Here is a 12,348-nt window from a genome sequence, read left to right on the forward strand (position 1 = left end):
CGAAACAGGTCGAGCACCTGCCATTCGTCTCTTATGGGGTCGCGACAAGGTACTTTCGCGAATAAATTCGCTTCCGCGGCGAGAAACCCGATCTACAGACCGTCGGCCGCGTTGAGCAGAGGCCGTGGCCTCGTTATAATGGCGCGCTTCCAATTTTCCCGCCTGGGAGCCCCCGCCATGCTGCGCATCAGCCAAGAAGCCCTGACCTTCGACGACGTTCTCCTGATTCCGGGATATTCCGAGATTCTGCCGAAGGATGTCAGCCTCAAGACCCGCCTGACCCGCGGCATCGAATTGAACATCCCGCTGGTCTCCGCGGCCATGGATACCGTGACCGAAGCGCGTCTGGCCATCGCCATGGCGCAGGAAGGCGGCATCGGCATCATCCACAAGAACATGACCATCGAGCAGCAGGCTGCCGAGGTGCGCAAGGTCAAGCGCCACGAGACCGCGATCGTCCGTGACCCGGTGACCGTAACCCCCTCCACCAAGATCATCGAGCTGCTGCAGATCGCCCGTGAATACGGCTTCTCCGGCTTCCCGGTGGTGGATGAAGGCGAGCTGGTCGGCATCGTGACCGGTCGCGACCTGCGCTTCAAACCGAACGTCGGTGACACCGTCGCCGCGATCATGACGCCGAAGAACAATCTGGTGACCTCCCGCGAAGGCACCCCGCTGGAAGAGATTAAGGTCAAGCTCTACGAAAACCGCATCGAAAAGATGCTGGTGGTCGACGACAACTTCCACCTGCGCGGCCTGGTGACCTTCCGTGATATCGAAAAGGCCAAGACTTACCCCCTGGCTTCCAAGGATGACCTGGGTCGCCTGCGCGTAGGTGCTGCCGTAGGTACCGGCGCCGATACCGGCGAGCGCGTTGCCGCACTGGTTGCCGCTGGTGTCGACGTGGTGGTGGTTGACACCGCCCACGGCCACTCCAGGGGCGTGATCGAGCGCGTGCGCTGGGTCAAGGACACCTACCCGCACGTACAGGTGATCGGCGGTAACATCGCTACCGGCGAAGCCGCCAAGGCCCTGGCCGAGGCTGGCGCTGACGCGGTCAAGGTCGGTATCGGCCCGGGCTCCATCTGCACCACCCGTATCGTTGCCGGTGTCGGCGTACCGCAGATTTCCGCCATTGCCAACGTTGCCGCCGCTCTGGCCGGCTCCGGCATCCCGCTGATCGCCGACGGCGGCATCCGCTTCTCCGGTGACCTGTCCAAGGCCATCGTGGCGGGCGCCTCCTGCGTGATGATGGGCTCCATGTTCGCTGGTACCGAAGAAGCGCCGGGCGAAGTCGAACTGTTCCAGGGCCGTTCCTACAAGGCCTATCGCGGCATGGGCTCGCTGGGTGCCATGGCCCAGTCCCAGGGTTCCTCCGACCGTTACTTCCAGGACTCCTCGGCGGGTGCCGAGAAGCTGGTTCCGGAAGGCATCGAGGGTCGCGTTCCCTACAAGGGCACCCTGACCGCCATCGTTCACCAGCTGATGGGCGGCCTGCGTGCCTCCATGGGCTACACCGGCTGCTCCACCGTCGAAGAAATGCGTACCAAGCCGCAGTTCGTGCGCATTACCGGCGCGGGGATGGCCGAGTCCCACGTCCACGACGTGCAGATCACCAAGGAAGCCCCGAACTACCGCGTTGGTTGAGGCTGACTGAAAGCTAATGCGTCACGGGGCTGTCTGATTCAGCCCCGTGTCGTTTGTGAATTCCGTAACGAGAGATGGCCATGTCCCAAGACATTCACGCCCACCGGATCCTGATCCTCGACTTCGGTTCCCAGTACACCCAACTGATCGCCCGCCGTGTGCGCGAGATCGGCGTGTACTGCGAAATCCACCCGTTCGACATGAGCAACGAGGCGATTCGCGCCTTCGCTCCGCGCGGCATCATCCTCGCCGGCGGTCCCGAGTCGGTGCATGAAGCCAACAGCCCGCGCGCGCCGCAGGCCGTGTTCGACCTGAATGTGCCGCTGTTCGGCATCTGCTACGGCATGCAGACCATGGCCGAACAACTGGGCGGCAAGGTGCAAGGCTCCGACCTGCGCGAGTTCGGTTACGCCCGCGTCGACGTGGTGGGCAAGGCCCGCCTGCTTGACGGCATCGAAGACCATATCGATGACGACGGCGTACTCGGCCTAGACGTATGGATGAGCCACGGCGACAAGGTCACCGACATGCCCGCGGGCTTCCATATCCTGGCCAGCACCCCGAGCTGCCCGATCGCCGCCATGGCTGACGATCACCGCGCCTACTACGGCGTGCAGTTCCACCCGGAAGTGACCCACACCAAGCAGGGCGGTCGCATCCTCTCCCGCTTCGTGCTGGACATCTGCGGCTGCGCCGCCCTCTGGACCCCGTCCAACATCGTCGAAGACGCCATCGCCACCGTGCGTGCCCAGGTGGGCTCGTCCAAGGTGCTGCTGGGCCTTTCCGGCGGCGTCGACTCCTCCGTGGTCGCGGCGCTGCTGCACCGCGCCATCGGCGACCAGTTGACCTGCGTCTTCGTCGACAACGGCCTGCTGCGCCTGCACGAGGGCGATCACGTGATGGCCATGTTTGCCGAGAACATGGGCGTGCGTGTGATTCGTGCCAACGCTGAAGAGAAGTTCCTCTCCCGCCTGGCCGGCGTTGCCGATCCGGAAGAGAAGCGCAAGATCATTGGTCGTACCTTCATCGAAGTGTTCGATGAGGAAGCCACCCGGCTGCAGGGCATCAAGTTCCTCGCCCAGGGCACCATCTACCCCGACGTGATCGAGTCGGCCGGCGCCAAGACCGGCAAGGCCCACGTGATCAAGTCCCACCACAACGTCGGTGGCCTGCCGGAAGACATGCAATTCGAACTGGTCGAGCCGCTGCGCGAACTGTTCAAGGACGAAGTGCGCAAGATCGGTCTGGAACTGGGCCTGCCCTATAGCATGGTCTATCGCCACCCGTTCCCCGGCCCGGGCCTGGGCGTGCGCATCCTCGGCGAAGTGAAGAAGGAATATGCCGACCTGTTGCGTCGTGCGGACCACATCTTTATCGAAGAGCTGCATAAGGCGGACTGGTACCACAAGACCAGCCAGGCCTTCGTGGTGTTCCAGCCGGTGAAGTCTGTCGGCGTGGTTGGCGATGGTCGTCGTTATGCCTGGGTCGTGGCCCTGCGTGCGGTGGAAACCATCGACTTCATGACGGCCCGTTGGGCGCACCTGCCCTACGAGCTGCTGGAGACCGTCTCCAACCGCATCATCAACGAGATCGAAGGCATCTCCCGCGTCACCTACGACGTGTCGAGCAAACCGCCAGCGACCATCGAGTGGGAATGATGGGCGCTTCGGCGTCCATGCGGTAAAGCGACCGGCCAGGCCCTGAAAGCCTGGCCGTTTTGTTTTGGGCGTCGGCTTTTGTCCGCATGGGAATCCTGGTGCTCATGGCGCACCCTGCGGAGCTGCCCAACCTACGCATTGGCGTGGGTATCGACCACCAGAGTCAGGCGCGCGATGAAGCCGTCGCCGTCCGCGACCAGTTCGGCCATTGACTGCTCGCCCTGCTGACGTCGGAAGATGTAGTCCTGCTCCAGCCGCGTCCAGTCCTGGCCGGGGAGGGAGTAGGGCGCTTTCGCCATCGCCGGGCGGATGACCGACTCGGGGAAGTACAGCTGGCCGGTGTGGATATCCCGTTCACTGAGATGCACCTTGAGGTGAACATGGTTGGTCCGGCCGGGGTAGTAGCCAGGGATGATGCTGCGAAATTCTGCGCGGCCGTCGTCGTCGGTGATCTGTACGCCACGCAGGAAGCGGCTCGCAGAGTCGCTTCCTGCGCCCGAATAGGCGCCCTGCGCATCGCAGTGCCAGATTTCCAGGGCGGCATCGCCCAGGGGATGGCAGCCGTCCAGTTGCAGCACCTCGAACTGCAGTCGCAACGCAGTGCCTGGTTTGCCGTCCGTGATGTCCTGGCGCAACAGCGCATCTTCCAGATAGAAGGGCCCGGCGGTCTGCTCCGGGCTGAGATGGCAGGCCCTGGTGTTATCGGACAGGCTGAATCTCGGCCAGCTCAACAACACCAGGCCGCCAAGACCGAATTGAATCAGTTGGCGGCGGGTAGGATGCACGGAGACGCTCCTCTGAAGAGAGTCGGGACATCTCTTTCATCCTAGACCTGGCACGAAACGACTGCTGCGCCCATCGGTCGCGGCCAATGGAGATGCTTTCACTTATCTTTCACAGTTCCCGGGTGTATCTTGTGCGCCCCAAAGCCAGCCCGACAGAGGCTGGTTCGATTAGCCGATGGGACAGCCCTGTTCTTCCCCAGAGGAGCCTGACCCCCATGTCCTTCACTCGCAGACAGATTCTCGGCGGCCTGGCCGGCCTCGGCGTTGTTGGCCTTGGCGCCGGTGGTGCCCGCTACTGGCTGGGCCGCACCCTGGATGCAAAGACCCACGACTACGAACTGATCGCCGCACCGCTGGACCTCGAACTGGTTCCCGGCCACACCACGCCTGCCTGGGCCTATGGCGGGCAGGCGCCTGGAGTGGAACTGCGCTCGCGCCAGGGGGACTGGCTGCGGGTGCGCTTCATCAACAAGCTCGAAGAGCCAACCACGATCCACTGGCATGGCATCCGTGTGCCCCTGGAGATGGACGGCGTCCCCTACGTTTCGCAGTTGCCGGTGTTGCCCGGCGAGTACTTCGACTATCGCTTCAAGACCGACGACGCGGGCAGCTTCTGGTACCACCCGCACTTGTCCAGTGCCCATCAGTTGGGGCGCGGCCTGGTTGGCCCGCTAATCGTCGAGGAGCGTGAACCTTCTGGCTTCAAACACGAAAAAGTGCTCAGCCTGAAGACCTGGCATGTGGACCAGGAAGGCGCCTTCACCGCCTTCAGCGTTCCCCGCGAGGCTGCCCGTGAAGGTACCCGTGGTCGCCTGAGTACCATCAACGGCAAGTCGCTCCCGACCATCGAGCTGCCCGCGGGGCAAGTGGTGCGTCTGCGTATCCTGAACCTGGACAACACCGTTACCTATCGGCTCAACATGCCGGGGGCGGAAGCGCGCATCTATTCCCTCGACGGCCATCCGGTGAAGCCGCGCGACCTGGGCAAGGAGTACTGGCTGGGGCCGGGCATGCGCATCGAGCTGGCGATCAAGGTGCCGGCTGAAGGTACCGAACTGCCCCTGCGCAATGGTCCGTTGCGCCTGGCGACGCTGAAGAGCGTGGCCAGCAGTGAAGCACCGGGCGACTGGCCGGCGCCGCTACCGGACAACCCGGTACCCGAGCCCGACCTGGAGAAAGCCCAGGTGCTGCGCTTCAACTTCGAGTGGGCCGCCACCCTGGCCAGCGCCGCCGGACGGCCGAGCAACTACTGGCAGATCAACGGCAAGGCGTGGGATATCAACGACAAGACTTGCGCGGATCGTCCCATTGCCAGGCTGAGGAAGGATGGCCACTACATCTTCGAGCTGCGCAACATGGCTCAGTACCTGCATCCCATTCACCTGCACGGCATGGCGTTCAAGGTGCTGGACTCGGACCGCAAGTCGATCATTCCCTACTTCACCGACACCTACCTGTTGGGCAAGAACGAGACCGCGCGCATCGCGCTGGTGGCGGAGAACCCGGGTGTCTGGATGTTCCACTGCCACGTCATCGACCATATGGAAACCGGCCTGATGGCCGCCATCGAGGTTGTCTGAACCTGCCATGCGCCAGCCCCAGATCATCGACCGCAGCCGCGACGAACACTTCATGCGCGAAGCCCTCGCCCTGGCCCAGCAGGGCGCGGCGCTGGGGGAGGTGCCGGTAGGCGCGGTGCTGGTCAAGGACGGCGAGATCGTCGGGCGCGGGTTCAATTGCCCGATCTCCGGCCATGACCCCAGTGCCCATGCCGAGATGGTGGCGGTGCGCGATGCTGCCAGCCGCCTGGAGAACTATCGTCTGGTAGGCAGCACGCTGTACGTTACGCTCGAACCCTGCAGCATGTGCGCCGGGCTCATTGTCCATTCGCGGATAACCCGCGTCGTCTACGGCGCCACAGAACCCAAGGCGGGCGTGGTGGTCAGCCGTGGCCAGTTCTTCGACCAGGAATTTCTCAATCACCGTGTGCTGGTTGAAGGTGGCGTGCTGGCGCTGGCGTGCAGCGAGATGCTCTCCGGTTTCTTCCAGGCCCGTCGAGCTGCACGCAAGGACGCCTGAGGCGGAAGCTTGCGACAGGCGGTCCGGCCAAGGTCAGGTGATGGTCCGACATGAAAAAGCCCGCTTGATGCGGGCTTTTTCTTGGCCGGAAGGGGCGGCTCAGAGCTTCTCGTCCTGCTGGTCTTCCGGCGGACGAGTCTTGTTGATGCCAGGCAGGTGGCTGGCATTCTCGGCCAACTGGCTGCCTTCCATTTGCGGCTGGGTTACCCAGGTGAGGATGTCGTAGTAGCGGCGGATGTTCTGTACGAAGTGCACGGTCTCGCCGCCGCGGGCATAACCATAACGGGTCTTGCGGTACCACTGCTTCTGCGACAGGCGCGGCAGCATCTTCTTCACGTCCAGCCACTTGTTCGGGTTCAGGCCCTCGGCCTCAGCCAGCTTGCGGGCGTCACCCAGGTGGGCGATGCCGATGTTGTAGGCGGCCAGGGCGAACCAGGTACGGTCCGGCTCCTTGAGATCCTCGGAAAGACCGTCCTTGATCAGCGTGAAGTACTTGCCGCCGCCATGGATGCTCTGCTGGGCATTCAACCGGTTGGACACGCCCATGGCCTTGGCCGTGCCCTCGGTCAGCATCATCAGGCCGCGCACACCGGTCTTGGAGGTGGCGGTGGGCTGCCAGAGGGATTCCTGATAGCCGATGGCCGCCAGCAGGCGCCAGTCCACGTCGTTTTTCTGCGAAGCCAGGCGGAAGTGTTGCTCGTACTTGGGCAGGCGTTGCTGCAGATGCTTGGCGAAGGTGTAGGCGCCGACGTAGCCGAGTACATCGACATGGCCGTAGTAGCGATCTTTCAAGCGCTGCAGGGTGCCGTCCTTGCGAGCCTTGCCGAGGAAGGCGTTGACCTCGTTGTAGAGGCTGTCGTCTTCGCCTGGCGCCATGGCCCAGGCCAGGCTGGTGGCGTCACCCAGGTCGAAGGCCACGCGTACATTGGGGAAGTAGACCTGGTTCATCGCCAGCTCGTTGGAATCCACCAGGGTCAGGTCGATTTGCCCCTCGTCGACCATGCGCAGCAGGTCGACCACTTCGACTTCGTCGGATTCCTCGTACTTCAGTCCCGGCAGGGTGGCCTTCAACGCCGCCAGTTGCTCTGCATGGCTGCTGCCCTTGAGTACCAGGATACGGCGGCCCACCAGGTCTTCTGGACGGGTAGGGCGACGCTCGCCGTTGCGGTAGATGATCTGCGGGGTGACATCCAGGTAGGAGTGGGAAAAGCGCACGTCGTTCTTGCGCGCGTCGCTGGCCACCAGACCTGCGGCGGCCAGGACCGGGCCGTTGGCCTGGCCCAGGCGGAAATACAGATCATCCAGCTTGTCGGCGGTTTCGATCTTGAGCTCGACGCCCAGGTCGTCGGCGAATCGCTTGACCAGTTCGTACTCGAATCCGGTTTCGCCGTTACGATCTTCGAAGTAGGTGGCGGGGCTGTTGCGTGTAATCACGCGTAGCACACCCTCCTCCTGAACGCGCTCGAGGGTGGTGGGCTGTTTGCAGCCGACGAGCATCAGGAAGAATCCGGTGGCCAGGGCCCAGAACGCCCGACGTGTGCCGAACACGTGGTTATTTAGCATCCACGGAGTATACGCAAAGCCTGGCGGGCGCCATATCTCGACAGCGGGCATCTTCTCTGCTAGCTGTCGGGCGACGCGAGGCACCTTCAGAGGTGCCGGAAAGCGGCGCTTTGCGCTAGAATGCACGGCCTCCAAGCACACCCCTTCCCCAGAGGCTGTCCCGAAGATGTTGATCCTGCGCGGTGCTCCCGCCCTTTCCGCTTTTCGCCACGGCAAACTGCTCGAGCAACTGACCCAGAAGGTCCCCGCCGTCAGCGGACTCTACGCCGAGTTCACCCACTTCGCCGAAGTGATTGGCGTACTCAGCGGGGAGGAAGAGCAAGTCCTGGCCCGCCTGCTCAAGTACGGCCCCAGCGTCCCGGTTCAGGAGCCCAGCGGCCGCCTGTTCCTGGTAGTGCCGCGCTTCGGCACCATCTCGCCCTGGTCGAGCAAGGCCACCGACATCGCTCGTAACTGCGGCCTGGCCAAGATCGAGCGCCTGGAACGCGCTATCGCCTACTACGTGACAGGCGAGTTCAGCGACGCCGACGCGCAGCTCATCGCCAGCAGCCTGCATGACCGCATGACCCAGCTGGTGCTGGCCGGCGCGGAAGAGGCTTCCGGCCTGTTCAGCCACGCCCAGCCCAAGCCGCTGACCGCTGTGGATATTCTCGGTGGTGGCCGCGTTGCGCTGGAAAGGGCCAACGTCGAACTGGGCCTGGCGCTCGCCGAGGACGAAATCGACTACCTGGTGAAGAGCTTCAACGATCTGGGTCGCAATCCCCACGACGTCGAGCTGATGATGTTCGCCCAGGCGAACTCCGAGCACTGCCGCCACAAGATCTTCAACGCTAGCTGGGACATTGACGGCCAGGCGCAGGAGAAGAGCCTGTTCGGCATGATCAAGAACACCTACGAAATGCACCGTGAAGGCGTTCTGTCCGCATACAAGGACAACGCTTCGGTGATCGAGGGTTCTACCGCCGGCCGCTTCTTCCCGGACCCGGCAACCCGTCAGTACGGTGCCACCCAGGAGCCCGTGCACATCCTGATGAAGGTGGAGACCCACAACCACCCGACCGCCATCGCCCCGTTCCCCGGCGCCTCCACCGGCTCCGGTGGCGAGATCCGCGACGAAGGCGCTACCGGCCGTGGTGCCAAGCCCAAGGCGGGCCTGACCGGCTTCACCGTTTCCAACCTGCAGATCCCCGGTTTCGAGCAGCCCTGGGAAAAGCCCTATGGCAAGCCCGAGCGCATCGTCACCCCGCTGGACATCATGATCGAAGGCCCGCTGGGCGGCGCCGCGTTCAACAACGAGTTCGGCCGTCCGGCCCTGACCGGCTACTTCCGTACCTTCGAGCAAGCCATCGACACCCCCCACGGTGAAGAAGTGCGCGGCTATCACAAGCCGATCATGCTCGCCGGCGGCATGGGCAACATCCGCGCCGAGCACGTGCAGAAGGGCGAAATCTCCATCGGCGCCAAGCTGATCGTCCTCGGCGGCCCGGCCATGCTCATCGGCCTTGGCGGTGGCGCTGCTTCCTCCATGGCTACCGGCTCCAGCTCCGCCGACCTGGATTTCGCGTCGGTACAGCGCGACAACCCGGAAATGGAGCGTCGCTGCCAGGAAGTGATCGACCGTTGCTGGCAGATGGGTTCGGAAAACCCCATCAAGTTCATCCACGACGTGGGTGCCGGCGGTATTTCCAACGCCCTGCCGGAGCTGATCAACGACGGTGGCCGTGGCGGTCGCTTCGAACTGCGCGCCGTGCCCAACGACGAGCCGGGCATGAGCCCGCTGGAAATCTGGTGCAACGAGTCCCAGGAGCGCTATGTGCTCTCCGTGGACGCCGCCGACTTCGAGCGCTTCAAGGCCATCTGTGAACGCGAGCGCTGCCCGTTCGCCGTGGTCGGCGAGGCCATCGAGGAGCCGCACCTGACCGTGGCCGACAGCCACTTCGGCAATAAACCGGTGGATATGCCGCTCGAAGTCCTGCTCGGCAAGCCGCCGCGCATGCACCGTTCGGTCAGCCGCGAAGCCGAGCTGGGCGATGATTTCGCCGCCGCCGAGCTGGACATCGATGACGCCGTCAGTCGTGTACTGCATCACCCGGCCGTGGCCAGCAAGAACTTCCTGATCACCATCGGCGACCGCACCATCACTGGCCTGGTGGCCCGCGACCAGATGGTCGGCCCCTGGCAGGTTCCGGTAGCCGACTGCGCTGTCACCGCCACCAGCTTCGACGTCTACACCGGTGAAGCCATGGCCATGGGCGAGCGCACCCCGCTGGCCCTGCTGAACGCCCCTGCGTCCGGCCGCATGGCCATTGGCGAGACCATCACCAACCTGGCTGCTTCGAAGATCGAGAAGCTGGGTGACATCAAGCTCTCCGCCAACTGGATGGCCGCTGCCGGCCACCCGGGTGAAGACGCCCGTCTGTACGACACCGTCAAGGCCGTTGGCATGGAATTGTGCCCGGCACTGGGCATCACCATCCCGGTGGGCAAGGACTCCATGTCCATGAAGACCCGCTGGCAGGACGAGGGTGCGGACAAGTCCGTCACCTCGCCGCTGTCGCTGATCGTTACTGGCTTCGCGCCAGTCAGCGATGTGCGCCAGACCCTGACCCCGCAGCTGCGTCTGGACAAGGGCGAAACCGACTTGATTCTGGTGGACCTCGGCCGTGGCCAGAACCGCATGGGCGGTTCCATCCTGGCCCAGGTCTACAGCAAGCTCGGCCAGCAGACCCCGGACGTAGACGACGCCGAAGACCTGAAAGCCTTCTTTGCCGTGATCCAGGGCCTGAACGCCGATGGCCACCTGCTGGCCTATCACGACCGTTCCGACGGCGGCCTGCTGGCCACCGCGCTGGAAATGGCCTTCGCCGGCCACTGCGGTCTGGACATCTACCTGGACGCCCTGGCGGACAACCGTGAAGGCCTGGCTGCCGTGCTGTTCAACGAAGAACTGGGTGCGGTCATCCAGATTCGCCAGGACGCCACGCCGGAAGTGCTGGCCCAGTTCAGCGCCGCCGGCCTCGGCGACTGCGTCGCGGTAATCGGCCAGCCGGTCAATGGCGCCAACGTTGCCATCAGCTTCAATGGTGAAGCCGTGTTCGGCGGTGAGCGCCGCATGCTGCAGCGCCAATGGTCCGAGACCAGCTATCGCATCCAGCGCCTGCGTGACAACGCCAATTGCGCCGATCAGGAGTTCGACTCGCTGCTGGAGGAAGACAACCCCGGTCTGTCCGTCAAACTCAGCTTCGACGTCAATCAGGACATCTCCGCGCCCTACATCAAGAAGGGCGCGCGTCCGCAGGTGGCGATCCTGCGCGAGCAGGGCGTCAATGGCCAGGTGGAAATGGCCGCCGCCTTCGACCGCGCCGGTTTCGCTGCCATCGACGTGCACATGAGCGACATCCTTGCCGGCCGCGTCAGCCTGGAAGACTTCAAGGGCCTGGTGGCCTGCGGTGGCTTCTCTTACGGCGACGTACTCGGCGCTGGTGAGGGCTGGGCCAAGTCGATCCTGTTCAACTCCCGTGCCCGTGATGGCTTCCAGTCGTTCTTCGAGCGCAAGGACAGCTTCGCCTTGGGTGTGTGCAACGGTTGCCAGATGATGTCCAACCTGCACGAGCTGATTCCCGGCACCGAGTTCTGGCCGCACTTCGTGCGCAACCGCTCGGAGCAGTTCGAAGCGCGCGTGGCCATGGTTCAGGTTCAGGAGTCGTCCTCGATTTTCCTGCGTGGCATGGCGGGTTCGCGCATGCCGATCGCCATCGCCCACGGCGAAGGCCACGCCGAGTTCGAAAGCGAAGAAGCACTGCTGGAAGCCGACCTGTCCGGTTGCGTGTCCATGCGCTTCGTCGACAGCCACGGCAAGGTCACCGAGACCTACCCGGCCAACCCGAACGGCTCGCCCCGTGGCATCACCGGCCTTACCAGCCGTGACGGCCGTGTGACCATCATGATGCCGCACCCGGAGCGCGTGTTCCGTGCCGTGCAGAACTCCTGGCGCCCGGACGAGTGGCAGGAAGACGGCGGCTGGATGCGCATGTTCCGCAACGCCCGCGTCTGGGTGGATTGATAGCCGGCTGCAGGCCGTTCTGATGACCCTCTCCCCCGGGGAGAGGGTGCCCGAAGGGCGGGAGAGGGCGTTTCAGCCAGCTCCGCATGATTGGCCCACTCGGACATCGACAGTGAAAGGCGGGAGAAGGCAATCTTCTCCCGCCTTTTTTGTTTTCGAGCCTCACCCATGCCGGACCCGATTCTTCCTGAAGTCCGCCTGCTCCAACCCGGCGATCGCTGCCGGCTCTGCCGCTGTGGTCGTTCGCCACAGCTGCCTGATTGTCCTTCCTCTTGCTCTGGCGGCTTCGACCTGACCGCTCGTCGCGAGCAGCGGTTACTGCTCTGCCGCTGTGGCCTGTCCGCGCGGCTGCCGTGGTGCGATGGCAGTCACAGCCCGCACACACCCAGCCTCGGCCAGCGCTGGCGGCGCTTCTGGAAAGGTGAGTAGCACTTCACCTTTATCACCAGACGCACTATCCCCACGCAGAACGCATTGCTGCGCTACGGGTCCAAATCGCCGTATGTGAACCGTGCCTCGGCAATATGACGTCAAAATGCCATCATTCGTGACA

Annotated in this window: 8 protein-coding genes; 6 read left to right on the plus strand and 2 right to left on the minus strand. The window is 63.9% G+C overall.

The features are described from left to right. Nucleotides 1-177: 177 nt before the first annotated feature. The gene (gene guaB / locus SA496_RS03385) at nt 178-1,647 is read left to right on the plus strand and encodes an IMP dehydrogenase (protein WP_120652789.1); all 1,470 of its coding nucleotides are present in this window, start codon (nt 178-180) and stop codon (nt 1,645-1,647) included. 80 nt (nt 1,648-1,727) lie between these two features. Next, nucleotides 1,728-3,305, plus strand: coding sequence for a glutamine-hydrolyzing GMP synthase (guaA, locus tag SA496_RS03390; RefSeq protein WP_120652788.1), 1,578 nt, complete (start codon nt 1,728-1,730; stop codon nt 3,303-3,305). A 131-nt stretch (nt 3,306-3,436) separates the two neighbouring features. On the opposite strand, the gene SA496_RS03395 is transcribed toward guaA, so the two are convergent. Beyond that, complete coding sequence (locus SA496_RS03395; RefSeq protein ID WP_330115049.1) at nt 3,437-4,090, minus strand: intradiol ring-cleavage dioxygenase; 654 nt, start codon at nt 4,088-4,090, stop codon at nt 3,437-3,439. Between the two features lie 215 nt (nt 4,091-4,305). Between SA496_RS03395 and SA496_RS03400 the strand changes: the two genes are divergently transcribed. Further along, on the plus strand, nt 4,306-5,670 hold the full coding sequence (locus SA496_RS03400; RefSeq protein ID WP_330115050.1) for a multicopper oxidase family protein: 1,365 nt from the start codon (nt 4,306-4,308) through the stop codon (nt 5,668-5,670). A 7-nt stretch (nt 5,671-5,677) separates the two neighbouring features. Then, nucleotides 5,678-6,169 (plus strand): tRNA adenosine(34) deaminase TadA, encoded by a 492-nt coding sequence (gene tadA / locus SA496_RS03405; RefSeq protein WP_120652785.1) that lies wholly within the window; start codon nt 5,678-5,680, stop codon nt 6,167-6,169. Between the two features lie 99 nt (nt 6,170-6,268). Here tadA and mltF read toward each other — a convergent pair whose 3' ends face one another. Continuing rightward, the gene (gene mltF / locus SA496_RS03410) at nt 6,269-7,732 is read right to left on the minus strand and encodes a membrane-bound lytic murein transglycosylase MltF (RefSeq protein ID WP_120652784.1); all 1,464 of its coding nucleotides are present in this window, start codon (nt 7,730-7,732) and stop codon (nt 6,269-6,271) included. Nucleotides 7,733-7,898: 166 nt separating this feature from the next. On the opposite strand from mltF, the gene purL reads away from it, so the two are divergent. Both purL and SA496_RS03420 read left to right on the plus strand, forming a co-directional pair. Then, complete coding sequence (gene purL, locus SA496_RS03415; RefSeq protein ID WP_330115051.1) at nt 7,899-11,795, plus strand: phosphoribosylformylglycinamidine synthase; 3,897 nt, start codon at nt 7,899-7,901, stop codon at nt 11,793-11,795. A gap of 168 nt (nt 11,796-11,963) precedes the next feature. Next, nucleotides 11,964-12,224, plus strand: coding sequence for a CDGSH iron-sulfur domain-containing protein (locus SA496_RS03420; protein WP_330115052.1), 261 nt, complete (start codon nt 11,964-11,966; stop codon nt 12,222-12,224). The last annotated feature ends 124 nt before the right edge of the window (nt 12,225-12,348 follow it).

Source organism: Pseudomonas sp. JS3066, assembly GCF_036328175.1.
In the GTDB taxonomy this organism is placed as follows: domain Bacteria; phylum Pseudomonadota; class Gammaproteobacteria; order Pseudomonadales; family Pseudomonadaceae; genus Metapseudomonas.

What these genes read in the sequence shown, in the direction of transcription:
- guaB (WP_120652789.1), top strand. Translation starts at nt 178, where the DNA reads ATGCTGCGCATCAGCCAAGAAGCCCTGACCTTCGACGACGTTCTCCTG.
- guaA (WP_120652788.1), top strand. Translation starts at nt 1,728, where the DNA reads ATGTCCCAAGACATTCACGCCCACCGGATCCTGATCCTCGACTTCGGT.
- SA496_RS03400 (WP_330115050.1), top strand. Translation starts at nt 4,306, where the DNA reads ATGTCCTTCACTCGCAGACAGATTCTCGGCGGCCTGGCCGGCCTCGGC.
- tadA (WP_120652785.1), top strand. Translation starts at nt 5,678, where the DNA reads ATGCGCCAGCCCCAGATCATCGACCGCAGCCGCGACGAACACTTCATG.
- mltF (WP_120652784.1), bottom strand. Translation starts at nt 7,732, where the DNA reads ATGCTAAATAACCACGTGTTCGGCACACGTCGGGCGTTCTGGGCCCTG.
- purL (WP_330115051.1), top strand. Translation starts at nt 7,899, where the DNA reads ATGTTGATCCTGCGCGGTGCTCCCGCCCTTTCCGCTTTTCGCCACGGC.
- SA496_RS03420 (WP_330115052.1), top strand. Translation starts at nt 11,964, where the DNA reads ATGCCGGACCCGATTCTTCCTGAAGTCCGCCTGCTCCAACCCGGCGAT.